General features: G+C 64.1%; 31 protein-coding genes. 22 read left to right on the plus strand and 9 right to left on the minus strand.

The features are described from left to right. Positions 1-53: 53 nt before the first annotated feature. From AB7F11_RS07460 to AB7F11_RS07470, 3 genes are all read right to left on the minus strand, one after another. A complete protein-coding gene (locus AB7F11_RS07460; RefSeq protein ID WP_428288033.1) occupies positions 54-488 on the minus strand; it encodes a DUF1841 family protein in 435 nt (144 codons plus the stop codon). 13 nt (positions 489-501) lie between these two features. Continuing rightward, on the minus strand, positions 502-807 hold the full coding sequence (locus AB7F11_RS07465; protein ID WP_428288034.1) for an NIPSNAP family protein: 306 nt from the start codon (positions 805-807) through the stop codon (positions 502-504). Between the two features lie 186 nt (positions 808-993). Continuing rightward, positions 994-2577, minus strand: a complete 1584-nt coding sequence (locus AB7F11_RS07470; protein ID WP_428288035.1) for a glycosyltransferase family 2 protein — start codon at positions 2575-2577, stop codon at positions 994-996. 180 nt (positions 2578-2757) lie between these two features. On the opposite strand from AB7F11_RS07470, the gene AB7F11_RS07475 reads away from it, so the two are divergent. Together AB7F11_RS07475 and AB7F11_RS07480 are read left to right on the plus strand one after the other, a co-directional pair. After that, on the plus strand, positions 2758-3435 hold the full coding sequence (locus AB7F11_RS07475; protein WP_428288036.1) for a hypothetical protein: 678 nt from the start codon (positions 2758-2760) through the stop codon (positions 3433-3435). Positions 3436-3532: 97 nt separating this feature from the next. Further along, entirely contained in the window at positions 3533-3742 is a 210-nt protein-coding gene (locus tag AB7F11_RS07480; RefSeq protein ID WP_428288037.1) for a hypothetical protein, read from the plus strand. 380 nt (positions 3743-4122) lie between these two features. On the opposite strand, the gene AB7F11_RS07485 is transcribed toward AB7F11_RS07480, so the two are convergent. Then, positions 4123-4608, minus strand: a complete 486-nt coding sequence (locus tag AB7F11_RS07485; RefSeq protein ID WP_428288038.1) for a hypothetical protein — start codon at positions 4606-4608, stop codon at positions 4123-4125. 245 nt (positions 4609-4853) lie between these two features. On the opposite strand from AB7F11_RS07485, the gene pcaF reads away from it, so the two are divergent. After that, positions 4854-6059, plus strand: coding sequence for a 3-oxoadipyl-CoA thiolase (pcaF, locus tag AB7F11_RS07490; RefSeq protein WP_428288039.1), 1206 nt, complete (start codon positions 4854-4856; stop codon positions 6057-6059). 36 nt (positions 6060-6095) lie between these two features. Here the strand turns inward: pcaF and AB7F11_RS07495 are convergent, their stop codons facing one another. Beyond that, positions 6096-6734: a trimeric intracellular cation channel family protein gene (locus tag AB7F11_RS07495; RefSeq protein WP_428288040.1), complete on the minus strand. Its 639-nt coding sequence runs from the start codon at positions 6732-6734 to the stop codon at positions 6096-6098. A 20-nt stretch (positions 6735-6754) separates the two neighbouring features. Between AB7F11_RS07495 and AB7F11_RS07500 the strand changes: the two genes are divergently transcribed. The 3 genes from AB7F11_RS07500 (at position 6755) to AB7F11_RS07510 (ending at position 8767) form a co-directional block, all read left to right on the plus strand. Next, a complete protein-coding gene (locus AB7F11_RS07500) occupies positions 6755-7510 on the plus strand; it encodes a sulfite exporter TauE/SafE family protein (protein WP_428288041.1) in 756 nt (251 codons plus the stop codon). 67 nt (positions 7511-7577) lie between these two features. Beyond that, positions 7578-8195, plus strand: a complete 618-nt coding sequence (locus tag AB7F11_RS07505) for an AAA family ATPase (RefSeq protein ID WP_428288042.1) — start codon at positions 7578-7580, stop codon at positions 8193-8195. 116 nt (positions 8196-8311) lie between these two features. Continuing rightward, the gene (locus tag AB7F11_RS07510; protein ID WP_428288043.1) at positions 8312-8767 is read left to right on the plus strand and encodes a MaoC family dehydratase; all 456 of its coding nucleotides are present in this window, start codon (positions 8312-8314) and stop codon (positions 8765-8767) included. Between the two features lie 110 nt (positions 8768-8877). On the opposite strand, the gene AB7F11_RS07515 is transcribed toward AB7F11_RS07510, so the two are convergent. The 3 genes from AB7F11_RS07515 to AB7F11_RS07525 all read right to left on the minus strand — a co-directional run bounded on the left by AB7F11_RS07515 (position 8878) and on the right by AB7F11_RS07525 (position 10579). Continuing rightward, positions 8878-9201 (minus strand): hypothetical protein, encoded by a 324-nt coding sequence (locus AB7F11_RS07515; RefSeq protein ID WP_428288044.1) that lies wholly within the window; start codon positions 9199-9201, stop codon positions 8878-8880. Positions 9202-9350: 149 nt separating this feature from the next. After that, positions 9351-9824 carry a tRNA (uridine(34)/cytosine(34)/5-carboxymethylaminomethyluridine(34)-2'-O)-methyltransferase TrmL gene (trmL, locus tag AB7F11_RS07520; protein WP_428288045.1) on the minus strand — a complete coding sequence of 158 codons (474 nt, stop codon included), beginning with the start codon at positions 9822-9824 and terminating at the stop codon, positions 9351-9353. Between the two features lie 41 nt (positions 9825-9865). Beyond that, the gene (locus tag AB7F11_RS07525; RefSeq protein ID WP_428300730.1) at positions 9866-10579 is read right to left on the minus strand and encodes a ComF family protein; all 714 of its coding nucleotides are present in this window, start codon (positions 10577-10579) and stop codon (positions 9866-9868) included. Between the two features lie 120 nt (positions 10580-10699). On the opposite strand from AB7F11_RS07525, the gene AB7F11_RS07530 reads away from it, so the two are divergent. The 8 genes from AB7F11_RS07530 (at position 10700) to AB7F11_RS07565 (ending at position 17083) form a co-directional block, all read left to right on the plus strand. Then, positions 10700-11569: a biotin synthase gene (locus tag AB7F11_RS07530; RefSeq protein ID WP_428288175.1), complete on the plus strand. Its 870-nt coding sequence runs from the start codon at positions 10700-10702 to the stop codon at positions 11567-11569. 201 nt (positions 11570-11770) lie between these two features. Further along, the gene (locus tag AB7F11_RS07535) at positions 11771-12202 is read left to right on the plus strand and encodes a DUF2244 domain-containing protein (protein WP_428288176.1); all 432 of its coding nucleotides are present in this window, start codon (positions 11771-11773) and stop codon (positions 12200-12202) included. 115 nt (positions 12203-12317) lie between these two features. Beyond that, positions 12318-13499 carry a cytochrome c oxidase subunit II gene (gene coxB, locus AB7F11_RS07540; protein ID WP_428299874.1) on the plus strand — a complete coding sequence of 394 codons (1182 nt, stop codon included), beginning with the start codon at positions 12318-12320 and terminating at the stop codon, positions 13497-13499. Between the two features lie 40 nt (positions 13500-13539). After that, complete coding sequence (gene ctaD / locus AB7F11_RS07545) at positions 13540-15159, plus strand: cytochrome c oxidase subunit I (RefSeq protein ID WP_428288047.1); 1620 nt, start codon at positions 13540-13542, stop codon at positions 15157-15159. A 17-nt stretch (positions 15160-15176) separates the two neighbouring features. After that, on the plus strand, positions 15177-15290 hold the full coding sequence (locus tag AB7F11_RS07550; protein WP_428288048.1) for a cytochrome oxidase small assembly protein: 114 nt from the start codon (positions 15177-15179) through the stop codon (positions 15288-15290). 22 nt (positions 15291-15312) lie between these two features. Then, a complete protein-coding gene (locus AB7F11_RS07555; RefSeq protein WP_428288049.1) occupies positions 15313-15930 on the plus strand; it encodes a cytochrome c oxidase assembly protein in 618 nt (205 codons plus the stop codon). Then, a complete protein-coding gene (locus AB7F11_RS07560) occupies positions 15927-16133 on the plus strand; it encodes a DUF2970 domain-containing protein (RefSeq protein ID WP_428288050.1) in 207 nt (68 codons plus the stop codon). Before AB7F11_RS07555 ends, AB7F11_RS07560 begins: the two co-directional genes overlap by 4 nt. 68 nt (positions 16134-16201) lie before the next feature. After that, positions 16202-17083 (plus strand): cytochrome c oxidase subunit 3, encoded by an 882-nt coding sequence (locus AB7F11_RS07565; protein ID WP_428288051.1) that lies wholly within the window; start codon positions 16202-16204, stop codon positions 17081-17083. 91 nt (positions 17084-17174) lie between these two features. On the opposite strand, the gene AB7F11_RS07570 is transcribed toward AB7F11_RS07565, so the two are convergent. Then, the gene (locus AB7F11_RS07570) at positions 17175-17411 is read right to left on the minus strand and encodes a twin transmembrane helix small protein (RefSeq protein WP_428288052.1); all 237 of its coding nucleotides are present in this window, start codon (positions 17409-17411) and stop codon (positions 17175-17177) included. Positions 17412-17452: 41 nt separating this feature from the next. On the opposite strand from AB7F11_RS07570, the gene AB7F11_RS07575 reads away from it, so the two are divergent. The 8 genes from AB7F11_RS07575 (at position 17453) to AB7F11_RS07610 (ending at position 25288) form a co-directional block, all read left to right on the plus strand. After that, positions 17453-18193 carry an SURF1 family protein gene (locus tag AB7F11_RS07575; protein ID WP_428288053.1) on the plus strand — a complete coding sequence of 247 codons (741 nt, stop codon included), beginning with the start codon at positions 17453-17455 and terminating at the stop codon, positions 18191-18193. Next, positions 18174-18851, plus strand: coding sequence for an SCO family protein (locus AB7F11_RS07580; protein ID WP_428288054.1), 678 nt, complete (start codon positions 18174-18176; stop codon positions 18849-18851). The genes AB7F11_RS07575 and AB7F11_RS07580 overlap by 20 nt, the downstream gene beginning before the upstream one ends. Position 18852: 1 nt before the next feature. Beyond that, on the plus strand, positions 18853-20019 hold the full coding sequence (locus AB7F11_RS07585) for a COX15/CtaA family protein (RefSeq protein WP_428288055.1): 1167 nt from the start codon (positions 18853-18855) through the stop codon (positions 20017-20019). Beyond that, a complete protein-coding gene (gene cyoE / locus AB7F11_RS07590; RefSeq protein WP_428288056.1) occupies positions 20016-20921 on the plus strand; it encodes a heme o synthase in 906 nt (301 codons plus the stop codon). Before AB7F11_RS07585 ends, cyoE begins: the two co-directional genes overlap by 4 nt. Before the next feature lie 5 nt (positions 20922-20926). Beyond that, a complete protein-coding gene (locus AB7F11_RS07595) occupies positions 20927-21541 on the plus strand; it encodes an SCO family protein (RefSeq protein ID WP_428288057.1) in 615 nt (204 codons plus the stop codon). A gap of 34 nt (positions 21542-21575) precedes the next feature. Continuing rightward, positions 21576-22235 (plus strand): response regulator, encoded by a 660-nt coding sequence (locus AB7F11_RS07600; RefSeq protein ID WP_428288058.1) that lies wholly within the window; start codon positions 21576-21578, stop codon positions 22233-22235. Between the two features lie 128 nt (positions 22236-22363). Continuing rightward, positions 22364-23743 carry an ATP-binding protein gene (locus AB7F11_RS07605; RefSeq protein WP_428288059.1) on the plus strand — a complete coding sequence of 460 codons (1380 nt, stop codon included), beginning with the start codon at positions 22364-22366 and terminating at the stop codon, positions 23741-23743. Positions 23744-23809: 66 nt separating this feature from the next. Next, complete coding sequence (locus tag AB7F11_RS07610) at positions 23810-25288, plus strand: Do family serine endopeptidase (RefSeq protein WP_428288060.1); 1479 nt, start codon at positions 23810-23812, stop codon at positions 25286-25288. Positions 25289-25298: the final 10 nt, after the last annotated feature.

The following is a 25298-nucleotide window of genomic DNA, read 5'->3' on the forward strand; positions in this document are numbered from 1 at the left end:
CCGCCGCACCGCCAGCAAAAAAGCCGCTCCCATGTGTGAGCGGCTTTTTTGTTTCAGTCGCGGGTGGCTCTCTGGCGCACCGCCTCGATGTAGGCCTGTCCGTCGGGTGGCCGCCCGGCGCGCTGGCTCTCCCAGAGCATGGTGCCCAGGCATTCCATCACCTCGTGGTGTGCGCTGTGCAGGTCGCCACGCCGTGCGGTGAGCAGCTCCACCGCCTGACGGATGCCTGGAGGCTGGTCGATGCTGCACTGCTCGCTGATGGACAGGTGCATGGACAGGTGCAGGAAGGGGTTGTCGCCTGACGGATGGGCGTCGCCCAGGCGCGCCAGCGCGGCGTCCACGTCGGCCAGTTCCGCGTGGTGTTCCGGGTGCTCGTCGATCCATTGGGCGGCCAGCGTCTCGATGGCCTCCATGGTCTCGCCAGAGCGGGACTTGGCGAACACCGAACAGTAGAAACGCCGGACGTCGGCCTGGGATGGGTTGAACATGTCTGTGACGGGCTCAGAGCAACTGGGTCATGAGCCGGTTGCTCATGGACTTGATCATCGGCCGAACCTCGCCCAGGTAGGCCTGCCAGCCGGGTTCGGCGGCCAGCTGGGCCCGGCGTGACAGCCGTTCTTCGAATGACTCGTAGCGCCAGATGCTGACGATGGCATTGAGCTCGCCGATTTCGGTGGCGTAGTAGCCCACGAGCCCACCCAGAATGCGGGTCTGCAGTTCCTTGCCGCCGCTGCGATGGTAGGCCGCCATGAAATCGGCGGGCGACGAGGTGGCGTGCAGCACGTAGCAGCGTTCTTCGATCAGCATGGTTTCTCCTCGGCAAGGGTTGTGGCGCAGGTCACTTCAGGCAACACATGGGAGGTGAAAACACCCATTGTGAGTATCTCGTCCGCCCTTCGAAGAATGCGAAGGCGAGAGGAAACGGCGCCAGTTGGATGGGCAGCGCGTCTGACGCGCTGCGAATACCCATGATGCCCGATCACTGGGCCAAGCTCACTTTGTGCTGCGGACTGCCTTGTTGCCCTCTATGTCGTCGGATGTCACGGAGCCGCCGTGCTGGCCAACGCGCTGCAAGGCTTCGTCCAGATCCTTCCGCACCTCGGCTAGGCGGTTCACATCGGCCGGCTCCCCCAAAGCCTGTAAGGCCAGACTCAGTACCTGTATGGCCGACACGTTGTCGCCCAGCTCCAGTAGGTATTGGCCCATGCGGTGCGCCACCTGGGCAGGCAGAGCGCCAGAACCTGTTCCACCCGCTTGGGCTGTGGCCAGCGCCATGGCCTTCTCAAAGGCCTGACTGGCCAGCGGCTTATGGTTCAGCTGGTGCAACACCCGCGCCATCGCCAAATGCGCTTCATAGCGCTCTGAGCTGACGTTTATGGCCTGCTGGTAGGCGTCAGCCGCTTGTTTTAGCTCACCCATCTTTCGGCACAGGTGGCCTGACTCCAGCCAAGCGCTGAAGTTGGTTGGCTCGAGCCGCAAGCACGCAGCAAATGCCTCACGCGCAGGTATCCACTGTCCCAGATTCATCAGACATCTTGCGCGACCCAGATGGGCAAGCGCCAGAGCCGGTGCGAGGAATGCCGCCTCAGAGTATGCGGTCAATGCGGCCGTCCAATCACCACTGCGCCAAGCTCGGTTGGCCGCATTGAACTCGGCCACCCCCAATTGCGACAGATGGGCGGCATGTTCTTGCTCTGACACGGCCAGCCAGTGGTCCACTTCGGCCATCGTCAACGGCTTGGCGACATAACGCTGCACGACCTCGGGTGCGTCGCTCACCCCGCCCTGCAAAATCTGTTGAGCGGTTGCAACAAGATCATGTTGATTGGAATAAGAATAGGCCAAAGCAATCGGCAGCAAATCCACGGGGAGCTGCTGCGCATCGCGCTCGCGGAAGAGCGCGTCGAGCATCAGCCAATGCCAGGATTCGTTCCGGATGCGCCGCGTCTTGAGCCTGGACGCATGCGCACCCATCTTCACTTTGCGCCGCAACTGCGCTTCGTCTCGTACCGGGAAATGCGCCAAGGCAAAAGGCAGCGTGACCACCGGCACCTTTTGAGAGTCCGATTCACGGAACAAGGCATGGTTGCCCATTTGCCAACAATGATCGAGCAGCATAGCTGCTGGAGCAATCACTTTGAGCATCGCAGGCAACTCTTCGCTGCGGTAGCGCGTCATGTGCCGGAAAAATGCCTGCTCACCCTCAGGGGGTGCCAGCGCCGAAGGCAAGTAGGTGCGCCAGCGCATGGCCCCGGCATGGCCGGGCGGCAGCGCCAGCAAAGCGGAATGCAAGCCCGGCCGGCTGGTGGCTAGCAACTCGTCGGCATCAAGCGGCACCACAAAATCCACACCCCCCTGCGCGGCCAACGTGCGGCCAACGTCACGCATCGCCTCGGCCTGATGGTATGCCCCCTCTCCCCAGCCATGCAGGCTAATGGGCAAGCCCTCTGCCTGCAACTGCGCGAGCACATCGGCCGTGTTGTCCTGCGAACCATGGTCAATCACATGCAAATGATCGAGCACACGCAGGTTGTAACGCGCCCACAACTCAATCACATCGGCTTCGTTGCGTACCATCGCCAGACCAACACAAAACATCAAACCTCCTTCGCACCAGTTTTCGCATAGGACGCAGCCAAGCTACTGGAGTTTGCATTAACTCGAGAATGTCGCGCCACCAAACGTTTCGGCATCATTCGCCTCCCTTTATCCTGCAGCTGGATTCGATGCGCTACAATGCGCAAGAAGGAGATGGTTATGTCGAAATTATATGCGATGGCGTCGAAGACGCACACGGGAAATCCGGTTACCAAGCCCCTATTCTACTACCAAAAATATGACGATTTCCTGAATCACCATCATTTATCCCCCAAAACGATTCTTGAAATAGGGACGTTTGAAGGCGAAAGCACGAAGATTCTTTCAGAAGCATTCCCGGATTCTCAGATTCTATCGTTGGATTTAAATATCCGGCCGATCGACTTCACCGCGTATAAAAACGTTACTTATAAAAAAGCAAATCAGATCGAGCAAAGTCAGCTGCTTCCAATTATCACGCAGACCTTCCCTGAGGGCGTAGATTTGGTGATTGAAGACGCTTCCCACTATGGCTTTTTTTCAAAGCTGACGTTTGATATTGTTTTTCCCTTGGTTAAATCTGATGGGGCGTATTTTATCGAGGACTGGGGGACGGGCTATTGGGACTCTTGGCCAGATGGCAGCCGATTTCAGAACTTCCCGCAACTACCGCATAACAACAGTCTTCCAAAAAGAATTCCGTCGCACGATTTTGGAATGGTTGGTTTCGTAAAATCATTGGTTGATCTTACTCACGAAAGTGCAATTAAGAACAATCAGGGTGATGAGTCAAGATTTTCATCTCGTGTAAAAGTTCTTGAGTTTGGAGAAGGCGTGTGCATGCTGCTAAAAACATAACTTTTAAAGGCTTCTGAATCCGTTACATCGCCTAAGCAGCAAGGGTGAATCCTTGCAGGAATCAAGCACTTGCCCCCATCTGACTTGCACACAGCGGATGAAGGAAAAGTTGTTGTCGGATCGGGTCGATTTTGTGTTCAGGAATCTTCCCTACGATTTGAGCAGCCGTGGTGGTTTGGCATTGGTCGGGCGCCTGATCAAACGCATCAACCTGGCGGCGTTGATCGACCAGAAGTACCCGGTGCAGGCAGAGCGAAGGGGGCATCGACAGTCCATTGCGCGGCCAGCGTCTCGATCGCCGCCATGAGCTCACTGGAGCGGAATGTTGCAAGAACCGACAGTAGAAGCATCGGGCGTTGGACTGGGACGGGTTGAACATGGCTGCTGTCGCTCAGAGCAAGTGATTCAGGTGCCCGTTGCTCGTTGACTGGATTGTCCCGTCTCACCATCCCCCAATGAGTGCCGCGACCAAGTTCATTCATGTCTAGAGCCGGACGCTGTCATTACGTTTGTTTGTTGGTTCTGCGCTGTTCCTGGCAGCAGGGCGATGCTTGAACTCACCGCCGTCCTATCCGAAACCCGCCAACTAGCCGAGCCGGCCTTCGACGAAGCGCCCCGCACGCGGCGGCATCTGCGCATAAAACGGATCGACCTCACGCAAGACGTGGGCCCCAAAGGCAAGGTCAACTACAGCCACGACGCAAGCCACCGGCGGGGGCTGGCGTCTTGGACTGATCCGGACGTCAAGTACCAAAAGCGCAAATTTGCGGTCAATCGATAGGGAAAGTCGAGCGCGAAGTTGAGGGGCATCGACTTGCGCATGAGGCAAGGCCAGATGGCCATCGCTGCTTTGGAGGAGTGGAAAACTTCTTCATGAGGAATCTGGCTTGTTGGCTCAGGCTCACTTCGTGCTGCGGCCTGCCTTGGTGCCCTATTGTTTTCCTGTGTCGCGAACCCGATGGGCCGCTTCGCCGGCTCCGGTGGCACGGTCAGTTCGCGGATGGCATCTAACATTTGACGGAGCTGGTTGCGCGCGTTGCGGCTACCCGTGTCGTGCGAGATTTCGAGGCGCCTGGTTCTTTCCTCGAGTTCGGCCACGCGTTGGGCCAGATCCGCATGCAAGCTGGCAGCCAGCCTCAGGGGGACGAAGGCGCGCACCATGTAGATGCCCATTTCGACGGCCTGGTCGAAGCGAGCACGTTGGCAGCATGAATCGCGCCGTGTTCTGCGAAACCATGCGGCAGCGATTTGGAGAACTTGAGCTTGGAGAGGTGGTCACCGTTTGTGACCACCTCGCGGCAAACGTATCTCGCTCATGCGCTCCCCGTGTCGAGTTACATGGTCGACGCATCGTGGGTAGTCCTTTCTTCTACAGCCATCGCTTGGTTACAGTCACAGACCGACCCGAGGAGACCCACATGACTCATCCAGCCTTCATTTGCGACGCCATCCGCACCCCCTTCGGCCGCTACGGCGGTGCCCTTGCCAGTGTGCGCACCGACGACCTGGGCGCCATTCCGCTCAAGGCGTTGATGCAGCGCAACCCCAATGTCGACTGGGCCGCCGTGGTCGACGTGATCTACGGCTGTGCCAACCAGGCCGGCGAGGACAACCGCAACGTGGCGCACATGGCCAGCCTGCTCGCGGGCCTGCCGATGGAGGTGCCGGGTGCCACCATCAACCGCCTGTGCGGCTCGGGGCTGGACGCGGTGGGCACGGCGGCGCGCGCCATCAAGGCAGGTGAGGCCGGCTTGATGATTGCCGGCGGCGTGGAAAGCATGAGCCGCGCGCCTTTCGTGATGCCCAAAGCCGAGTCGGCGTTCAGCCGCAGCAACGCGGTATACGACACCACGATTGGCTGGCGCTTCGTGAACAGGCTGATGAAGGCGCAGTATGGCGTGGACTCCATGCCCGAGACGGCGGAGAACGTGGCGACCGACTACAAGATTGAGCGAGAGGCGCAGGACCGCATGGCCTTGTCCAGCCAGTTGAAGGCGGTGGCGGCGCAGCAGGCCGGGCATCTGGCGCGGGAAATCGTGGGCGTGACGATTCCGCAGAAGAAAGGCGATGCCATCGTCGTGAACCAGGACGAGCACCCGCGCACGACGAGCCTGGAAGCGCTCGCCAAGCTCAAGGGCGTGGTTCGGCCCGACGGCACAGTGACGGCGGGCAACGCCAGCGGCGTGAACGACGGCGCCTGTGCACTGCTGCTGGCCGACGAGGCCTCGGCTGCGAAGAATGGACTCACGCCCAAGGCACGCATCGTTGGCATGGCCACGGCTGGCGTGGCGCCACGCGTCATGGGCATCGGGCCGGCGCCGGCCACGCAGAAGGTGCTGGCACTCACGGGCTTGAAGCTGGAGCAGATGGACGTGATCGAGCTCAACGAGGCCTTTGCCGCGCAGGGGCTGGCGGTGCTTCGCATGCTGGGCCTGAAGGACGACGACGAGCGCGTGAACGCCTGGGGCGGCGCCATCGCGCTGGGTCACCCGCTGGGCGCCAGCGGCGCTCGCCTGGCCACCACGGCCATCAACCGCCTTCACCACACGGGTGGCCGCTTTGCGCTGTGCACCATGTGCATCGGAGTGGGGCAGGGCATTGCGCTGGTACTGGAACGCGTGTGATGAAGGGCGCAAGCCGAAGCCTTGGGGCGCACGACCTCAGAGTTTCCATTCCGGCAATTGCCAGTTGCGCCACAGCGCCAGGCCACGCAAGCCCGCCGTGAACACCACGCAGGCCATCAGGGCCAGCCACCCCGGCGCCGCGACATGCCAGAGGCCCACGTACAGCCAGCCACCGGCAAAGGCGCACAGCGCGTATGGCCGGTGGTCCTTGAAGGCGGTGGGGATCTCGTTGCACACCACGTCGCGCAGCACGCCGCCGAACACGCCGGTGATGAGGCCCATGAGCACTGCCACCAGGGCAGGCATGTCCAGCAGCAGCGCCTGGTGCACGCCGGTGGCGGTGAACAGGCCCAGCCCCAGTGCATCGGGCCACTGGATGGCGCGTTCGGTCAGCTTCATGTGCCGGCTCCGCAGGAACAGCATGGCCAGCACGCACAGGCCCAGCACTCCCCAGAGCAGCTCTACATGACGCACCCAGAAAAACGGCCGCTGGTCCAGCAGAAGGTCGCGCAGCGTGCCGCCGCCGAAGGCCGCGAGGAAGCCCACCACGGCCACGCCCACGGCATCGAGCCGCATGCGAGCGCCCATGAGGATGCCCGAGAGGGCAAAGGCGGCGGTTGCCGCCAGCTCCACCAGCAGGCGCAGGGTCTCGCCCCAGAACTGAATGTTTTGCATTCCCGCATTGTCGTCGCGCCATGCCCTTGATCACCGATCCCTATTTCTACGCCGTTGCCATACCGGCGGTGCTGTTGCTGGGCCTGAGCAAGAGCGGCTTTGGCGCTGGCTTTGGCTCGCTGGCCGTTCCCATGATGGCGCTGGCGGTCACGGTGCCCCAGGCGGCTGCCATCCTCATGCCCGTGCTCCTGCTCATGGACCTGCTGGGCATGGCGGCCTTCCGCAAGAACGTCGATCGCCGCCTGCTGATGTTTCTGATTCCGTGGGGGCTGCTGGGCATCGTGGTGGGTGCGCTGTTGTTCAAGGTGTTGGACGCGCGCCTGGTGGCTGGCATTGTGGGCGTGTTCACGCTGCTGTTTCTCGCTCAACGCCTGCTTTTCCCGCCACGGGCAGACAGTGCGCCACCGCCCAGGTGGGTGGGTGCTCTGCTCACGGCGGCCTCGGGTTTCACCAGCTTCATTGCGCACGCGGGTGGCCCGCCGATCAACGCCTATGTGATCCCGATGCGACTCTCTCCCGTGCTGTTCACGGGCACCATGGCGTTTTTCTTTTTCTTCGTAAATCTGTCGAAATGGATTCCCTACGCCTGGCTGGGCCTGCTCGACCTGCGCAACATGACGACCTCGCTCGTCTTGCTGCCCTTGGCGCCCATCGGGGTCTGGGTGGGCGTGCGCGTGGCGCACCGCATCCAGCCGTTGCTGTTCTATCGCCTGGTCTACACGGGCATGTTCCTCACCGGCTGCAAATTGGTCTGGGACGCCTTGGCGATACCATAGGCATCGCATTTCGCCTTCCCCACCGCACCGCGCGGGCGGGGTGTCTACACACACAAAGGAGCTTTACATGCCCATCGTGGTGGTTGCCAATCCCAAAGGAGGCGTGGGCAAGTCCACGCTGTCGACCAACGTCGCTGGCTACTTTGCCCGCCAGGGACATTCGGTCATGCTGGGCGATGCCGACCGGCAACAGTCCTCGGCCCTCTGGCTCAAGTTGCGCCCACCCACTGCGCGCGTGATCCAGACCTGGGAGATCTCGGAAGATCTGGTGGGACGGCCCCCGAAGGATGTGACCCATGTGGTGCTTGACACGCCCGCCGGGCTCCAGGGCTCGCGCCTCAAGGAAGTGCTGAAGGTGGCCGACAAGGTGCTGGTACCGCTGCAGCCCAGCATCTTCGACATGTACGCCACCCGCAGCTTTCTCGACGAACTGGCGCAGTCCAGCCGGGCCAGCAAAGTGCAGGTGGGCCTGGTGGGCATGCGCGTGGACATGCGCACCATCTCGGCCGACAAGCTTCGCGAGTTTGTGGTCTCGCTGGGTCTGCCGGTGCTGGGCGCCCTGCGCGACACGCAGAACTACGTGCACCTGGCTGCACGTGGCCTCACGTTGTTCGATGTGACGCCGGGTCGCATGCCCAAGGACCTGGAGCAGTGGCAGGGCATCTGCCAGTGGCTGGACAACTGAAATGGCCCACCCCTGCGGCGCTTTGCGCCACCCCCTCAAGAGGGCAACACCTGCGGCCCGGCAAAGCTGGTTCTGCGGTGTTCACGATCGGCGTTGTTTCCTGTCCAGGGGCCTGAATGAAGACATTTGAATCGCTGGCTGAACTGGCCGCCTGCGTGGGGCAGGAAGTCGCGGTAAGCGACTGGATCGAGATCACTCAGGAACGGGTGAACCTGTTTGCCGCGTCCACCGGCGACCATCAGTGGATCCATGTGGACGTGGAGCGCGCGAAGGCCGGACCGTTTGGCGCACCGATTGCGCACGGGTTTCTCACGCTGTCGCTGCTGCCGGCCTTCTTCGACAGCGCGCTCGACATCCGGGGTGCCCGCATGGGGGTGAACTACGGGCTGAACCGGGTGCGGTTTCCCTCGCCGGTGCCCGTTGGCAGCCGCCTGCGCGGCCGCATGACGCTGCAGTTGGCCGAACCGATCGAGCGCGAGGGCCTGCAATTGACCTGGTCGGTGGTGGTGGAGCGTGAGGGAGGCGACAAGCCTGCTTGCGTGGCCGAGTCGATGGCGCGCCTGTACCCCTGAGCCGCTCCTTCCGGAGCATGCCGTCCCCTATCCAGTGACACCGAGGAGCCGATTCCGCTGTGCCTCAGGTGTGGCACCCCGAGGAGGTCGAGCGCAGCGCGGCAGGCGTGCTACTTGATCAGGACCAGTTGCTTGGGCTCGAGCCAGCCCTCAAAGCACTGAATCAGCGCGTTGATGCGCTCGGCTGCGATGGACTGGTTGTGCTGCTGCGAGATCAGCTGGAAGGCGTCGTTGCGCAGCATCCAGAGTTCCTGCGCACTGCGCGCCTGGTCGATCTTTGAGCGCAGGCGTTGCGCGGTCTGGCTCGTGCAGTCCGCGATGCATCGCATCAACTGATTGCGGATCATGGCCAGGTCTTTCAGACTGGCCGACCGGGGTGAGCGCTGATGCGGCGCCATGGTCACCCCGAAGATCCGGGCGAGAGAAGAAATCAAGTTGGTCTCCGTGCAGCCTGCGGGTTGGCGGGTAGCTGACCAGGCCATGCCTTGAGATGGTCGGCAGGGCCTGTAACAAGCTGCAAGCGCGATGTTGCGCGTTTCGCGGGCTTTGTGAAGGAGACTGTCCCGCACCCGCGTGACCTGCATCACGGAACCGGTCGGGAAAATTGCATCTGGCGCCAGGCTTCGTACACCGTGACCGCCACGGCGTTGGACAAATTGAGGCTGCGCTGGCCTTCGATCATGGGCAGTCGCAGGCGCTGCCCGGTGGCAAAGGTTTCGCGCAGCGCCTCGGGCAAGCCCCGCGTCTCGGAGCCGAACACCAGCCAGTCGCCGGGGGCGAAGGCTGTGTCGAACACGCTCTGGCTGCCGCGCGTGGTCAGAGCGAACATGCGCTGAGGATCGGGTGATTCGGTTTGCAGGAAGGCCGGCCAGCCTGCGTGGCGGCGCACGTCGGCGTACTCGTGGTAGTCCAGCCCGGCGCGGCGCATGTGCCGGTCGTCCATGGAGAAGCCCAGGGGTTCGACCAGGTGCAGGGTGCAGCCCGTGTTCGCACTCAGGCGGATCACATTGCCGGTGTTGGGCGGAATCTCGGGTTCGACGAGGACGATGTGGAACATGGTTCGCAGGGCTTGTGGGCAGCGACTGTACCCCCTGGGCATCATCCGGGTGGCGGGGTTCGGGCAAACACCAGCGCGCTGACGCGGGCGGCGCCAGCTTGCAGCAGCGCCTGCGCCGCTGCCTGCAGCGTGGCACCCGTGGTGGTCACGTCGTCCACCAGCAGCACGTGGGCCGCGTGCAGACGGGCCGCACGCTCCGGGTGTGCCGCGAAAACGCCGCGCAGGTTGTTCAGGCGTTGCTCGCGCGACAGGCTGTGCTGGTCGGGTGCTTCCACCAGGCGAACCAGTGCCTCCGGGTCGGCCCCGGCGGGCACGGTCAGCCCCAGCGGCCGGGCCTGCCGCCGCACCGCCTTGGCCAGTTCCCACGCCTGATTGTGGCCACGTTCGCCCAGGCGGGTGGTCGTGAGTGGTACGGGCACCATGCAATCGCACTGCGCGAGCAATTGGCGGGCATGGGGCACGCCCAGCATCTGTTTTGCAAAGGGCCCGGCCCAGCCGGGTTCGCCCCGAAATTTGAAGCGCGCGATGAGCCGGTCCCAGGGATAGGCGTAGTCCACCGCCGCCGCGCAGGCTTGCAAGGCTGGGGGGGCGGAGCACGTCAGGCAGGCGCCGCAGCGGGCAACGCCATCGGGCACGGGTGCGGCGCAGGCGTCGCAACGCGCCACTGCCCCGGCGAACCGCCGCGCGCAGGCCTGGCACACCGGATGCGATGGCCAGCCCCCACACACCTGGCAGATGCCAGGCAGGGTGTCCATCCAGATGGGCCAGCGGGAAAACATGGGGCGCCAATATACTGGGCCGCATTTCCGCGTACTCCCCACCCCACGGGTCTTTGATTGAACTCGCCTTCTGTTCCCGAATCCGTGGTGCCCGGCATGGACCCGGTCGCTGCGCTGCGCTGGCGGCGGCGCGTGCGCACTGAAAGCCCCTGGCTGCACGAAGAGGTGGCCGCGCGCATGGCCGAACGCCTGCACTGGTTCCGCGAGCAGCCCACCAGCTGGCTGCACTGGGAACCGGTGGCGGGGGGGCTGCGGGCTCACCGGCACTTGCGCAGTCTTTTGCCCGAGGCCCGTTGCCATGTGGCTGCCGAGCGGCTGGAAGAGGCATTGCGAGCCACGCGCGAAGACAGCGGCCTCACCTGGAACCCGCTCCACTGGGGTCGCCACAAAGGACCGCAGGAAGCCGACGCGCAAACCCGCGTGCGCATGCTCTGGGCCAATATGGTTCTGCACATGGAACCGAGGCCGCAGACGCTGATCCAGCGCTGGAACGCCCATATCGAGACCAATGGCTTCCTGATGTTCTCCTGCCTCGGCCCGGACAGCCTGCGCGAACTGCGACCGCTGTTTGCGCGGCACGGCTGGCCCGCGCCCGCCCATGCATTCACCGACATGCACGACTGGGGCGACATGCTGGTCCACAGTGGTTTTGCCGAGCCGGTGATGGACATGGAACGCATCACGCTGTCCTACAGCGGGGCCGAGCCTTTGCTCAAGGAACTGGGTGAACTCGGTCGCAACCTCGGCACCACCCGTTTTCCGGCCTGCCGCTCGCGCGCCTGGCGCGAGCGCCTGTGCCTGGCCATCGAGGCCGAGCTGCCCCGCGCACCCGACGGGCGGCTGCTGCTGACCTTCGAAGTCATTTACGGCCACGCTTTCAAACCGGTGCCTCGCGTGGCCATGGGGCCTTCGACGACCGTGGCGGTGGAGGAAATGCGTGCCATGCTGCGCAATCCGCGCCGTTGATTCCAACCCCTGGCGCCCGGATGTGGCGCCCGCGCCCAGAGCGCTGGAGGAGCGCCGCTACAATCCAGGGTTGTCGTTTCGTCAAGGGCATCTTCCCTGCATTGGCGCGTCGGCCCTGAGGCTGGCGGCAGCCTGTATCGGTGGTGGTTGGTGAGCCATACCTGCAGCGTCTATCGCTTCGCGACTCAGTCTCAGCAAGGCATGGAGTGGTCGCTCAAGCGCAACTGTTCGGTCACGCCCGCTCAGCTGGGCTGGCTCTATGCCTCGCTGTGTGTGGTGTCGCTGGGTGTCGCGGTGGGTTTCTGGTCGCAGGGTGCAACGCTGGTGTTGCCCTTCGCGCTGCTGGAACTGTTGGCAGTGGGGTCGGCGTTCCTGGTGTACGCCCGCCATGCCGCCGACCGCGAGCGCATCCACTTGCTGGATGGTCGGCTGGTGGTGGAGCAGGAGACGGCGGGCAGGATCCAGCGGTGCGAGTTTGCCCGCGAGTGGGTGCGGGTGGAGCCGCAAGGGGATGACGGTCAACTGATCGAAGTCCGTGGGGGAGGCCAGTCGGTGAGGGTCGGGCGGTATCTGCGCCCCGATCTTCGGCCGCTGCTGGCCCGGGAAATCCGCCTGGCCTTGCGCGGTGGATGACGAGTGCGTTGGGTGGGTTTCGATGGGCGAGCCCGGGAAAATTTGTTCTAATCGGCATTGATATAAATCAATACTTATATTTGAGGCGCTTAAAGTGAGTACGACGAAGAAAACGGTGCAATCCCTGCGAAATCGGTGGTCTACGCTTCGCGCAGCAGGCGCCACCTTGGCGCTGGGGGCCGGAGCCTGGACCTCGGTGGCGGCCCAGGTCAAGGACCTGCCGGGCGGTCCGGCCGTCAATCAGTTGAACTTCCACCCGCCCGTGACCCGCATCGCGGTGGAACAGCACTGGCTGCACTGGTTCATGATGGGCCTGTGCGCCGTCATCTTCGTCATCGTCTTCGGCGTGATGTTCTATTCCATCCTGAAGCACCGCAAGTCGGTTGGCCACAAGTCTCAGGTGCTGGCCGAACCAATCTGGGTCGAACTGGGCTGGACCATCGTCCCCCTGCTCATCGTCATCGGCATGGCGCTGCCCGCGACCAAGGTGCTGGTGGCTCAGAAGGACACCACCAACAGCGACCTCACGATCAAGGCCACGGGCATGCAGTGGAAGTGGGGCTACGACTACATCAAGGGCGAAGGCGAAGGCATCGGCTTTGTCTCCACGCTGGACAACAACCAGCGCGTCATGTCCAACAGCGGCAAGCCCGAGGCCACCGACGACTACCTGCTCAAGGTCGACAACCCGCTGGTGGTGCCTGTGGACCGCAAGGTGCGGATCATCACCACCGCCAACGACGTGATCCACGCCTGGATGGTTCCAGCCTTCGGCGTCAAACAGGATGCCATCCCCGGCTTCGTGCGCGACACCTGGTTCCGTGCCGAGAAGACCGGCGACTTCTATGGCCAGTGTGCCGAGTTGTGCGGCAAGGAACATGCCTACATGCCCATCCACGTGAAGGTGGTCACAGCCGAGCAGTACACCGCCTGGGTCACCGAGCGCCAGAAGGCCATGGCGGCCGCTGCAGACGATCCGAGCAAGGTCTGGACGCTGACGGACCTCGTCAAGCGCGGCGAGTCCGTCTACGCCGCCAACTGCGCCGCCTGCCACCAGGCCAACGGCAAGGGTGCCGGCCCCATCAAGCCGCTGGACGGTTCGGCCATCGTGACCGACGCCGATCACGCCAAGATGACCGCCGTGCTGCTCAACGGTGCCGCTGGCGGCGCCATGCCGGCCTGGAAGCAGCTCTCGGACACCGAGCTGGCAGCGGTCATGACCTTCGCCAAGAACAGCTGGTCGAACAAGACCGAACAGATCATTCAGCCCGCCGAAGTGCAGGCCGCCCGCAAGTGATCCGTCTGGCTGAATAACTAGAGTCTCAAAGGAATCGATGATGAGTGCAGTTCTTGACCACCACGACGCGCACGGCCACGACCACGATCACCACGCCCCATCGGGCTGGCGCCGCTGGGTCTACGCCACCAACCACAAGGACATCGGCACGCTGTACCTGCTGTTCGCCTTCACCATGCTCATGGTGGGCGGCGTGCTGGCGCTCCTGATCCGCGCCGAACTGTTCCAGCCGGGTCTTCAGCTGGTCAACCCCGGGCTGTTCAACCAGCTCACCACCATGCATGGCCTCATCATGGTGTTTGGCGCCATCATGCCGGCCTTCGTGGGTTTCGCGAACTGGATGATCCCGCTGCAGATCGGCGCGGGCGACATGGCTTTTGCCCGCATGAACAACTTCAGCTTCTGGCTGATGATCCCGGCGGCCATCATGCTGGTGGCATCGTTCTTCATGCCCGGCGGCGCCCCCGCTGCCGGCTGGACGCTCTATGCCCCGCTGACCCTTCAGATGGGCCCCAGCATGGACGCCGGCATCTTCGCGATGCACATTCTGGGTGCGTCTTCCATCATGGGCTCGATCAACATCATCGTGACCATTCTGAACATGCGCGCGCCCGGCATGACGCTGATGAAGATGCCCATGTTCTGCTGGACCTGGCTCATCACGGCCTACCTGCTGATCGCCGTGATGCCTGTGCTGGCCGGCGCCATCACCATGACGCTGACCGACCGCCATTTCGGCACCAGCTTCTTCAACCCCGCCGGCGGCGGTGACCCGGTGATGTACCAGCACATCTTCTGGTTCTTCGGTCACCCCGAGGTGTACATCATGATCCTGCCGGCCTTCGGCATCGTGAGCCAGGTCGTGCCTGCCTTCTCTCGCAAAAAGCTGTTTGGCTACGCATCCATGGTGTACGCCACCGGTTCCATCGCCATCCTGTCGTTTGTCGTCTGGGCGCACCACATGTTCACCACCGGCATGCCGGTGACTGGCCAGTTGTTCTTCATGTATTCGACGATGCTGATCGCCGTGCCCACGGGCGTGAAGATCTTCAACTGGATCGCGACCATGTGGAAGGGCTCCATGACCTTCGAGACGCCCATGCTGTGGGCTGTGGGCTTCATCTTCGTGTTCACCATCGGTGGCTTCACCGGGCTGATCCTGTCGGTGGCTCCTATCGACATCCAGATGCAGGACACCTACTACGTGGTGGCGCACTTCCACTATGTTCTGGTGGCAGGTTCGCTGTTTGCCATGTTCGCCGGCATCTACTACTGGCTGCCCAAGTGGACCGGTGTGATGTACAGCGAAACCAAAGGCAAGATTCACTTCTGGTGGTCGATGATCTCGTTCAACATCACCTTCTTCCCGATGCACTTCCTGGGTCTGGCTGGCATGCCGCGTCGTTATGCCGACTACCCGATGCAGTTTGCCGATTTCAACGCCATTGCTTCGGTTGGTGCATTCGGCTTCGGTCTGGCCCAGGTCTATTTCTTCATTGCCGTTGTGCTGCCCGCCATGCGCGGCCGCGGTGAAAAAGCTTCCCAGAAGCCCTGGGAAGGCGCTGAAGGCCTGGAATGGGAAGTGCCGTCGCCGGCTCCGTTCCACACCTTCGAAAACCCGCCCAAACTGGACGCGACCGCCACCAAGGTGATCGGCTGATTCGAATGGTGACGAACATGACCACACCCGAACAGAAGAAGAACAACCGCCGCCTGGGCCTGATCCTGGCTTCGGTGGCCGTGGTGTTCTTTTTCGGTTTCGTGGGCAAGCGGTTCCTGCTGGGTTTCTGACCCGGTGAACTGAGAGCATTCCGTGGGACTTCAGCGCGAAAACCTCAAGATGGTGGCCAAGCTCGGCGTGATCGCGCTGGGGATGTTCGCCTTCGGCTACGCGCTGGTGCCGATCTACCGCCACATCTGCGAAGCCCTGGGCATCAACGTGCTGGCGGTCTCGGAACTTCGGGTGCCCGGCGCGGCCCCGTCCAGCATGCCCGCCAACTCCCAGGTGGATCGCACCCGCACCATCACCGTGGAGTTCGATGTGAACACCCGGGGCCCCTGGCACTTCAAGCCGGCGGTGCGGTCGCTGCAGGTACACCCCGGTGAACTCACCACGGTGATGTACGAGTTCCAGAACATCCAGAACCGCACCATGGCAGCGCAGGCGATTCCGAGCTATGCGCCCAAGCAGGCGGCGGCACACTTCAACAAGCTGGAATGCTTCTGCTTCACGCAGTACACGCTGCAGCCCGGTGAGAAGAAGGAATGGCCGGTGGCCTTCGTGATTGACCCAAGACTGTCCAGGGACGTCAGCACCATCACGCTGTCCTACACCTTCTTCGAGGTGGGCGGCAAGGTGCCTGATGCGCCCAAGGACGAGATGCCTCAGGCCTTGAGCCCGGTGGTCGTCAAGCATGTGGGAGCCGTATGAACACCCCCGTTCATCAACGCAAGGGTTCGTTCCTCGGCACTGTCAGGGCGGTGCTGTGGGGTTTTCTGGGAGTGCGCCGCAACGCCGACTACCAGGACGACATTGCCAAGCTCAACCCGCTGCACCTGATCGCGGTGGGTGTGGGCATGGCCTTTCTCTTCGTGCTCGGCCTCATCGCGCTGGTGAACTGGGTGGCGGGGTAATGGCCCGGCAGAGCGCAGTTTTTTGATTCTTAGACATTGATACAAGCGAAAGCAAAACAGGAGTGAGCATGTCAGCAGCATCCCACGGCACGACGCCCTACTACTACGTTCCCGGTCCTTCGCGCCACCCGGTGATGGCAGCCATTGGCCTTTTCTTTGTCATCCTTGGCGCGGGTCAGTGGGTCAATGGCGCAGGCTGGGGCGCCTATTCACTCGCCTTTGGCCTGCTGTTCTGGCTGTTCGTCCTGTATCAGTGGTTCAGTGAATCGGTGCATGAGAGCGAGACCGGCATGTACGGTCGCAAGATTGACCTGTCGTTCCGCTGGAGCATGAGCTGGTTCATCTTCTCGGAAGTGATGTTCTTCGGCGCCTTCTTCACGGCGTTGTGGTGGACGCGCACGCATTCGGTGCCGGCGCTGGGCAGCTTCGAGAACTCGCTGCTGTGGCCTAACTTCTCGGCTGTGTGGCCCAGTGTGCAGGCCGGTGCCACGGCGTCGCCCGGCGGCATTGTCGAGCCCTTCCAGACCATGGGCCCGTTCTGGCTGCCCACCATCAACACCGCGCTGCTGCTCACCTCGGGCGTGACGCTGACCATTGCGCACCACGCCCTGCAAGCGGGCAACCGCAGCAAGACCATCGCCTTCATGTGGCTGACCGTGTTGCTGGGGATCGTCTTCCTTTGCGTGCAGGGCTACGAATACGCGCACGCCTATGCCGACCTGAACCTCAAGCTCTCATCGGGCGTGTTCGGCTCCACGTTCTTCATGCTCACCGGTTTCCACGGCTTCCACGTGTTCGTGGGCATGCTGATGCTGCTGTTCATCACCCTGCGCCTGCAGAAAGGCCATTTCACCGCGAAGCGCCACTTCGGTTTCGAAGGGGCTGCCTGGTACTGGCACTTCGTGGACGTGGTCTGGCTGGGCCTGTACATCCTGGTTTACTGGATGTGATGCCTGCACAGGGGCGGGAACGCTGCCTCTGAAAGACACCCAGCAAAAAAGCGCCATTCAGGCGCTTTTTTGCTGGGTGGGTCGGACGGGATCAACCGCGCAGCGGCAGTCCCGTGGGCTGGATCCAGCCCATCAGGTAGCTGATGAGAACCAGCACGAAGAGCAGGATCGAGAATCCCACCCGGAAGGCGAGCGCACGGGCCATGTGGTTTTTGCGCGGCGCACCGCCATCGGTTTCATCGCCCTGGCCGCCACGCATCATGTAGACCAGTGCCGCAGCCAGGCTCCCAATGATGGCAACGAACGCCACAATGACCAGATATTTCATCTGCTGGATTATCGGTGCCTCGCGCACCAGCTGCTGACGCCATGCCGAGTTCCCGCCTGCGTTTCTGGATCGTCACCGCTGCCACGGTGCTGACCATGGCCGTCACTGCCTTGCTCGGCCTGTGGCAGCTCGATCGTGCGGCGCAAAAGATCGCGTTGCAGGTGCAGATCCAGGACCGTGGCGCGCTCTCGGCCTGGAGCAATGCCGATCTGTTGCAGGCGGTGGATGCCAGGGAAGGCCTGCACCGACCGGTCAACCTCCTGGGTACCTGGGTGCCCAATGCCAGCGTTTTTCTCGATAACCGCCAGATGAACGCCCGCGTGGGGTTTTTCGTGGTCACGCCGCTGCGGCTGGAAGGCAGCGAGCGCGCGGTGCTGGTGCAGCGGGGCTGGGTGCCACGCGATTTCACCGACCGCAGCCGTGTGCCCACCCTTCCGACACCCGTTGGCCCGGTGCGGGTCCTTGGCCGATTGGCCCCGCCACCGGGCAAGCTGTATGAGCTGGGTGAGGCGGGCCGTGGCCCGATCCGGCAAAATATCGACCTCGCGTCATGGGCCGCCGAAACCGGCCTGCCGCTGCTGGACGTTTCGGTCCTTCAGTCTGGCGACGCCTCCGATGGGCTGTTGCGCGAGTGGCCACAGGCGTCACTTGATGTGAGCAAGCACCACGGATATGCCTTCCAGTGGTTCGCCCTGTGTGCCCTCGCCGGCCTCCTCTATGTCTGGTTCCAGATCCTCTCTCCCCGCCGAAAGCGCAGACCCCATGGCACAGACGCCCGATGAACCCTTGACGATGACCGTGCACAGTCTGCCGCGACTGGACCAGGCCGATGCCCGGGCCGTGGCCAGCACACGTTCGGGGCGTTGGAAAATGATCGGCCTCCTGCTGGTCTGCGCCGCACCCGTCATCGCCTCGTACTTCACCTACTACGTGATCCGCCCCGAAGGCCGGCGCAACTACGGCGAACTCATCGAACCGCAGCGCCCGCTGCCCAGCTGGAGCGGCACCAACGCCCAGGGTCAGCAGGTGTCGCTGGCGTCGTTGAAGGACCAGTGGTTGTTGATCAGCGTGGCCGATAGTGCCTGTGACGAGGCCTGTCAGCAGCACCTCTACCTGCAGCGTCAGTTGCGCGAAACGCTTGGCCGTGAGAAAGATCGACTCGACTGGGTGTGGCTGCGCACCGGGGATATCACGCTTTCCGAACCGCTGAGGCAGGCCACCGCCGCCGCGCTGGTGCTGCATGTGGATGCGCAGGCGCTGGCCACGTGGCTCCAGCCCGCGCCGGGCCAGAAGATCGAGGACCACCTGTATGTGGTCGATCCACTGGGCAACTGGATGATGCGGTTCCCGGCCAACCTCGATCCCGCGCAAGCCAAGCGCGACCTCGACCGCCTGCTGCGAGCGTCCGCCTTCTGGGATAAAGAAGGCAGGCAAAACTGACATGGACACCCAGCCCCTGTACGACCTCGCTCCCGTCGCCCGCCTCATGCTCCTGGGCGTGGTGATCGCGCTCGGGCCGCTGGCCTGGGTGTGGCTGCGCAACCGCCACGCACCCCCGGCGCACCGGCTGCGGGTGCTCACGCTGGTGACGCTTTTCCTCACCTTCGATCTGGTCCTGTTCGGTGCTTTCACGCGCCTGACCGACTCCGGCCTGGGCTGCCCCGACTGGCCGGGCTGTTATGGCAGCGCCAGCCCGGTGGGGGCGAGTGCATCCATTGCGGCGGCACAGTCGGCCATGCCCACCGGCCCGGTCACGTTCTCCAAGGCCTGGATCGAGATGATCCATCGTTACCTGGCCACCGCCGTCGGTGTGCTCATCCTGGTGCTGGCTCTGGTGAGCTGGATCGAGCGGCGCCGCCTCGCGGTGTCCTTCGTGTGGCCGCTGGTGACGCTGGTGTGGGTGTGCCTTCAGGGCGCGTTCGGTGCGCTCACCGTCACCATGAAGCTGTTCCCCGCCATCGTCACGCTGCACCTGCTGGGTGGCATGGCGCTGTTGGCGCTGTTGCGGGCGCAGGCGATGGGCTACGCGCTCGCCGAGCCCGGTTGCAAAGGCCCGGTCGAGTTGAAAGGTCGCCTGCGTCTGGCGCTCGCCCTGGTCACGGGCCTGCTGTGGCTGCAGATCGCTTTGGGCGGCTGGGTCAGCACCAACTACGCGGTGCTGGCCTGTAGCGAGTTCCCCACCTGCCAGGGGAGCTGGTGGCCAGCGATGAATTTCCGCGAAGGCTTCACCCTCTGGCGCGAGCTGGGTCAGAACCACGCGGGCGAAGCCATCGCCTTCCCGGCCCTCACGGCCATCCACTACGTGCATCGCCTCATGGCATATGCCGTGTTGGCGGCCATGGTCTGGCTGGGCTGGCGGCTTTGGCGCGAGCCCGGCTTGCGGGCCACCGCGCGCGCGCTGCTGTTGCTGGCTGCCTGGCAGTTTGCCAGCGGCCTGACCAACGTGGTGCTGGACTGGCCACTGCTGGCCGCAGTGGGGCACACCGGCGGCGCCGCCGCGCTGGTGATCGTGCTCACCGGCGCGCTGGCGGGCACGCACCGCGAGCGCCAGCGCGACGCCGCCGCGCTGAGTTCCGCTCCCCTGCAATTTTCCCGGCCGACCTCATGAGCACCGTTTCCACCCCTCCCGTTGCAGTAGCCCTGCCCTCGGTCTGGCGCCAGTACCATGCCCTGACCAAGCCGCGGGTGATCCAGCTCATTGTGTTCTGCGCGCTGATCGGCATGGTGCTGGCCGTGCCTGGTGCGCCCAGTTGGGCGCAGGTGCGGCTCGCGGCCATTGCCTGCTTTGGCATCTGGCTCGTGGCAGGTGCCGCAGCCGCCTTCAATTGTGTGGTGGAGCAGCACATCGACGCCAAGATGAAGCGCACGTCCTGGCGACCCACCGCCAAGGGCGAACTCACCAACGGCAAGACGCTCAGTTTTTCCGCCGTGCTGTGTGCCGCAGGTTCCGCCGTGCTGTACTTCTGGGTCAATCCGCTCACCATGTGGCTGACCTTCGCCACCTTCGTGGGTTATGCGGTGGTCTACACCGTGATCCTCAAGCCGCTCACGCCGCAGAACATCGTGATCGGTGGGGCATCCGGCGCCATGCCACCTGTGCTGGGCTGGGCGGCGATGACGGGTGTCGTTGCCCCCGAGGCGCTGATCCTGTTTCTCATCATCTTCCTCTGGACGCCGCCGCATTTCTGGGCGCTGGCGCTTTACCGTGTGGAGGACTACCGCAAGTCCGGCCTGCCGATGTTGCCGGTCACGCATGGCTCCGAATTCACTCGCCTGCAGATCCTGCTCTACACGGTGGTGCTGTTTGCCGCCTGCCTCATGCCTTTTGTCATGCGCATGAGCGGCTGGATCTACCTGGCTGCGGCCATCGTGTTGAGCATCGGCTTCTGTGGTTACGCCTTCGCGCTGTGGCGCAATTACTCCGACGCACTGGCGCGCAAGACCTTTCGTTTTTCGCTCATCCACCTATCGCTGCTGTTCGCTGCCCTGCTGGTGGACCACTACATCTGACTACCATGACGTCCTCGAACTTTCTTCGCCGCCGAGTGTTGCTCGCCTCGCTGGGTGCCGCCGGCCTGCTGCTCGCAGGCTGCTCCGACGACGCCGCCCAGACATCCTTCGCCGCCATCGACATCACCGGTGCCGACTACGCCACCGGCTTCTCGCTCACCGACCACAACGGCCAGCCGCGCACGCTGGCCGACTTCAAAGGCAAGGTGGTGGTCATCTTCTTCGGCTTCACGCAATGTCCTGATGTGTGCCCCACTTCGCTGAGCGAGCTGGCCGAGGTCAAGCGCCTGCTGGGATCGGATGGCGACCGCCTGCAAGGGTTGTTCATCAGCGTCGACCCCGAGCGCGACACGCCCGAGATCATGAAGCAGTACATGGCCAGCTTCGACCCGACCTTCCTCGCCCTGTACGCTGCGCCCGACGCGTTGCCCGAGCTGGCGAAGAGCTACAAGGTCTACTACAAGAAGGTGGACGGGCCCACGCCCACCAGCTACACCATGGACCACTCGGCGGGCAGTTACGTGTACGACACGCAGGGCCGCATCCGCCTCTACCACCGCTACGGCAGCGGGGCTGCCGCGCTGGCGACCGATGTGAAGAAGCTGCTGGCCCAGGCCTAAGACCGGCCTAAGTCGACGCCGGCACCATCGTCCCATGAGGCTGTTGCTGGTCGAAGACGACACCATGATCGGTGAGGCCGTGCTGGACCTGCTGCGGGCGGAGCACTACGCGGTGGATTGGGTGCGCGACGGCGATACCGCTGCCACCGCCACCCAGTCGCAGCACTACGACCTCGTACTGCTCGACCTGGGCTTGCCTCGCCGTGATGGCCTTGACGTGCTGCGCGATCTGCGCGCGCGAAAAGACCGCGTTCCGGTGTTGGTCGCGACCGCGCGCGACTCGGTGACGCAGCGCGTGCAGGGGCTCGATGCCGGTGCGGACGACTACATCCTCAAACCCTACGACATGGATGAGTTGCTGGCGCGCATCCGTGCCCTGTTGCGCCGAGCTGCGGGGCGTGCCGAGCCGGTTTACGAGCATATGGGCGTGAGTGTCAACACCGCCACGCGTGAGGTGAGCGCGCACGGGCGGCCTGTGGTGCTTTCAGCGCGGGAATGGGCGGTGCTCGAACCCCTGATCGCACGCCCGGGCCTGGTGCTCTCGCGCGAGCAACTGGAGGAAAAGCTCTTCAGCTGGAAGGACGACGTGAGCAGCAACGCGGTCGAAGTCTATATCCACGGCGTGCGCAAGAAGCTGGGCGCCGGCCTGATCCTGAACGTGCGCGGCGTCGGCTACATGGTGCCCAAGGCATGAGCACAGCGCCGGGCCGCTCCCAAGCAAGCTCGCACCGCAGCCCGGAGGGCGAAGGTGTTCCAGTGAGCACAGCGCCGGGCCGCTCCCAAGCAAGCTCGCACCGCAGCCCGGAGGGCGAAGGTGTTCCAGTGAGCACAGCGCCGGGCCGCTCTGAAGGTGCTCCCGCAAGCTGGCCGCGCCTGTCCCTGAGCTCGCTGCGCACGCGCCTGCTGGGCCTGCTGCTGCTCGCCATCGTGGGTGCGGCGGGCGTGCAGGCGGCCATCGTCTACCGGCAGGCGCGCGCCGAGGCCGACGGCATGTTCGACTACCACATGGAACAGATGGCGCAGGCCCTGCGCGCCGGCGTGCCGCTGCCGGGCCTGCCCATGCAGGGTGGAGAGCCACCGCCGCCGGAGGCTTTCGACTTCTTCGTGCAGGTCTGGACGCACGACGGCCTGCGGGTGTTCCAGTCCGGCACCGACGCCAACCTGCCGCAGCGGGCGGTGCTCGGATTCTCCAACATCGACATCGAGGGCCGGCCTTTTCGCGTGTACTCGATGAACTCGCGCACACAAATCATCCAGGTGGCGCAGGACATGCGGCCGCGCCAGGACATGGCGCGCTCGATCGCATGGCGCACGGTGTTGCCGATTGTGTGGATTGCACCGCTGCTCATGCTGGTGGCCTGGGCGGTGGTGAGCATCTCGCTCGCACCGGTGGCGCGCGTGCGCGGGCAGGTGGCTGCGCGCGGCGCGGACGAACTGGCCGAGGTGGGCGAGGAAGGGTTGCCGGACGAAATACGCCCGCTGGTGCAGGAACTCAACCTGCTCTTTGGCCGCGTGCGCCAGGCCTTCGACGCCCAGAAGCACTTTGTGGCCGAAGCGGCGCACGAACTGCGCTCTCCGCTGGCCGCGCTGCGCTTGCAGGCTCAGGGCCTGCAGCGCGCTCGCGACGACGCCACGCGCGCGCTGGCTGTGGAAAGGCTGCTGGCAGGCATCGACCGCGCCACTCGCCTGGTGGAACAGTTGCTGGCGCTCGCACAGCAGCAGTCCCATCGGCTGGAAGAGGCGCCCGCACGACCCGTGCCGCTGGCGGCCGTGGCGGCCCAGGTGGTGGCCGACGCCGCGCCACTGGCCGCGTCGCGGCGTGTCGATCTGGGTCTGTGCAAGAGTGAACCCGAGCAGGTGATGGCTCACGCCGAGCCGCTGCGCATCCTGTTGGCCAACCTGGTGGACAACGCGTTGAAGTACACGCCCGAAGGTGGCACGGTGGACGTGGCGTGGCGACGCGAGGGCGCACAGGTGGTGCTGGTGGTGGAGGACAGTGGTCCGGGCATCTCCGAGTCCGATCGCGACCGCGTGCTTGACCGCTTCTACCGCGTGCCCGGCACGGCGGCCACTGGCAGCGGACTGGGGCTGGCCATTGCCAATGCCATCGCGCAGTTGCACGGCAGCGCCCTGGAGCTGGATCGCTCGCCCCGGCTGGGCGGTCTGCGCATCGGCCTTCGCTTGCCCGTGGCACTGGCCTAAGAATCGGCTAACTCTGGCGGTTCAAAGTAGGGGCATGTTCAACCTGTCTCTGCTGAAGGAGCCTTCATGAAAACCTTGTCTCTCACCGCTTCGCGCCTGGTGCTCTCGCTGGCAGCGGCCGGCATCGTCGGTGGCGCCAGCGTCGGCCTGGTGTCGGGGTATCAGGCCCACGCCGCCGTGCCCGCCATCGCCGCACAGGCGAGCGGCGTGGGTGTCGTTGCCATGCCCGACTTTGCGCAGATCGCGCAGCGCCATGGTGCGGCGGTGGTCAACATCAGCGTGGTGGGCAAGGCCGGCGCGGACGAGGAGCAGCGGACTGCTGCCCGCGGTAACCCCGGCATCGACCCGGACGACCCCTTCTTTGAATTCTTCAAGCGCTTCCAGATGCCCGATGCCCCCGGTGGCGAACGCTCCATGCCAGCGCGCGGCCAGGGTTCGGGCTTCATCGTCAGCGCCGATGGCCTGGTGCTGACCAACGCACACGTGGTGCGCAACGCAGAGCGCGTCACCGTCAAGCTGACCGACCGGCGCGAGTTCGTCGCCAAGGTGCTGGGCAGCGATCCCAAGACCGATGTTGCCGTGCTGCGAATCGACGCGAAGGACCTGCCCGTGGTGCCGATCGGCAGTGCGCGCGACCTGCAGGTGGGCGAATGGGTGCTGGCCATTGGCTCGCCGTTCGGTTTCGAAAACAGTGTGACGGCCGGTGTGGTGAGCGCCAAGGGGCGCTCCCTTCCCGACGACAGCTTCGTACCCTTCATCCAGACCGACGTGGCGGTGAACCCGGGCAACTCCGGTGGTCCGCTGTTCAATTCTCGCGGTCAGGTGGTGGGTATCAACTCGCAGATCTACAGCCACACCGGTGGCTACCAGGGCCTGTCCTTTGCCATTCCCATGGAGACCGTTCTGCAGGTCAAGGACCAGATCGTTGCCCATGGCAAGGCCAGCCACGCGCGCCTGGGTGTGGCGGTGCAGGAAATCAACCAGACCCTGGCAGACGCGTTCAAGCTTGACAAGCCTGAGGGCGCGCTGGTTTCCAGCGTGGAGCCGGGCGGGCCTGCCGCCAATGCCGGGTTGAAGGTGGGCGACGTGATCCGCCAGGTGAATGGCCAGGCCATCGTGGGCTCGGGCGACCTGCCGGCGCTGATTGGCCAGACCACACCGGGCGCGCAGGTCCGGCTGGACGTGTGGCGCGAAGGCAAGGGCCTGGTGCTGAACGCCAAGCTCGGTGACGCCGCCGACAAGGCGGTGAAGATGGCCAGAACCGACACGTCGACAGACCAGGGGCGCCTGGGGCTGGCTTTGCGGCCGCTGGCACCGCAGGAGCGGCGCGAAGCGGGCCTGGACGGCGGCCTGCTGGTGGAGGACGCACGTGGTCCGGCCGCGCTGGCAGGTGTGCAGCAGGGCGATGTGCTGCTCGCCGTCAATGGCGAAAAGGTGCGGAGCGTGGATCAGGTGCGCACGCTGCTGGGCAAGTCCAGCAGATCACTGGCCTTGTTGATCCAGCGCGACGGCGACCAGATCTTCGTGCCTGTGCGCCTGGGCTGAATCGGCAGCG

It is taken from the genome of Hydrogenophaga sp., from assembly GCF_050250835.1.
In the GTDB taxonomy this organism is placed as follows: domain Bacteria; phylum Pseudomonadota; class Gammaproteobacteria; order Burkholderiales; family Burkholderiaceae_C; genus Hydrogenophaga.

What these genes read in the sequence shown, in the direction of transcription:
- trmL (WP_428288045.1), bottom strand. Translation starts at nt 9,824, where the DNA reads ATGTTCCACATCGTCCTCGTCGAACCCGAGATTCCGCCCAACACCGGC.
- AB7F11_RS07535 (WP_428288176.1), top strand. Translation starts at nt 11,771, where the DNA reads ATGGAGTGGTCGCTCAAGCGCAACTGTTCGGTCACGCCCGCTCAGCTG.
- AB7F11_RS07530 (WP_428288175.1), top strand. Translation starts at nt 10,700, where the DNA reads ATGGACCCGGTCGCTGCGCTGCGCTGGCGGCGGCGCGTGCGCACTGAA.
- AB7F11_RS07475 (WP_428288036.1), top strand. Translation starts at nt 2,758, where the DNA reads ATGTCGAAATTATATGCGATGGCGTCGAAGACGCACACGGGAAATCCG.
- AB7F11_RS07460 (WP_428288033.1), bottom strand. Translation starts at nt 488, where the DNA reads ATGTTCAACCCATCCCAGGCCGACGTCCGGCGTTTCTACTGTTCGGTG.
- AB7F11_RS07485 (WP_428288038.1), bottom strand. Translation starts at nt 4,608, where the DNA reads ATGGGCATCTACATGGTGCGCGCCTTCGTCCCCCTGAGGCTGGCTGCC.
- AB7F11_RS07550 (WP_428288048.1), top strand. Translation starts at nt 15,177, where the DNA reads ATGACCACACCCGAACAGAAGAAGAACAACCGCCGCCTGGGCCTGATC.
- AB7F11_RS07585 (WP_428288055.1), top strand. Translation starts at nt 18,853, where the DNA reads ATGGACACCCAGCCCCTGTACGACCTCGCTCCCGTCGCCCGCCTCATG.
- AB7F11_RS07600 (WP_428288058.1), top strand. Translation starts at nt 21,576, where the DNA reads ATGAGGCTGTTGCTGGTCGAAGACGACACCATGATCGGTGAGGCCGTG.
- AB7F11_RS07465 (WP_428288034.1), bottom strand. Translation starts at nt 807, where the DNA reads ATGCTGATCGAAGAACGCTGCTACGTGCTGCACGCCACCTCGTCGCCC.
- AB7F11_RS07525 (WP_428300730.1), bottom strand. Translation starts at nt 10,579, where the DNA reads ATGGACACCCTGCCTGGCATCTGCCAGGTGTGTGGGGGCTGGCCATCG.
- AB7F11_RS07565 (WP_428288051.1), top strand. Translation starts at nt 16,202, where the DNA reads ATGTCAGCAGCATCCCACGGCACGACGCCCTACTACTACGTTCCCGGT.
- AB7F11_RS07505 (WP_428288042.1), top strand. Translation starts at nt 7,578, where the DNA reads ATGCCCATCGTGGTGGTTGCCAATCCCAAAGGAGGCGTGGGCAAGTCC.
- AB7F11_RS07580 (WP_428288054.1), top strand. Translation starts at nt 18,174, where the DNA reads ATGGCACAGACGCCCGATGAACCCTTGACGATGACCGTGCACAGTCTG.
- cyoE (WP_428288056.1), top strand. Translation starts at nt 20,016, where the DNA reads ATGAGCACCGTTTCCACCCCTCCCGTTGCAGTAGCCCTGCCCTCGGTC.
- ctaD (WP_428288047.1), top strand. Translation starts at nt 13,540, where the DNA reads ATGAGTGCAGTTCTTGACCACCACGACGCGCACGGCCACGACCACGAT.
- AB7F11_RS07500 (WP_428288041.1), top strand. Translation starts at nt 6,755, where the DNA reads ATGCCCTTGATCACCGATCCCTATTTCTACGCCGTTGCCATACCGGCG.
- AB7F11_RS07480 (WP_428288037.1), top strand. Translation starts at nt 3,533, where the DNA reads ATGAAGGAAAAGTTGTTGTCGGATCGGGTCGATTTTGTGTTCAGGAAT.
- pcaF (WP_428288039.1), top strand. Translation starts at nt 4,854, where the DNA reads ATGACTCATCCAGCCTTCATTTGCGACGCCATCCGCACCCCCTTCGGC.
- AB7F11_RS07610 (WP_428288060.1), top strand. Translation starts at nt 23,810, where the DNA reads ATGAAAACCTTGTCTCTCACCGCTTCGCGCCTGGTGCTCTCGCTGGCA.
- AB7F11_RS07510 (WP_428288043.1), top strand. Translation starts at nt 8,312, where the DNA reads ATGAAGACATTTGAATCGCTGGCTGAACTGGCCGCCTGCGTGGGGCAG.
- AB7F11_RS07595 (WP_428288057.1), top strand. Translation starts at nt 20,927, where the DNA reads ATGACGTCCTCGAACTTTCTTCGCCGCCGAGTGTTGCTCGCCTCGCTG.
- AB7F11_RS07560 (WP_428288050.1), top strand. Translation starts at nt 15,927, where the DNA reads ATGAACACCCCCGTTCATCAACGCAAGGGTTCGTTCCTCGGCACTGTC.
- AB7F11_RS07495 (WP_428288040.1), bottom strand. Translation starts at nt 6,734, where the DNA reads ATGCAAAACATTCAGTTCTGGGGCGAGACCCTGCGCCTGCTGGTGGAG.
- AB7F11_RS07470 (WP_428288035.1), bottom strand. Translation starts at nt 2,577, where the DNA reads ATGGTACGCAACGAAGCCGATGTGATTGAGTTGTGGGCGCGTTACAAC.
- AB7F11_RS07570 (WP_428288052.1), bottom strand. Translation starts at nt 17,411, where the DNA reads ATGAAATATCTGGTCATTGTGGCGTTCGTTGCCATCATTGGGAGCCTG.
- AB7F11_RS07575 (WP_428288053.1), top strand. Translation starts at nt 17,453, where the DNA reads ATGCCGAGTTCCCGCCTGCGTTTCTGGATCGTCACCGCTGCCACGGTG.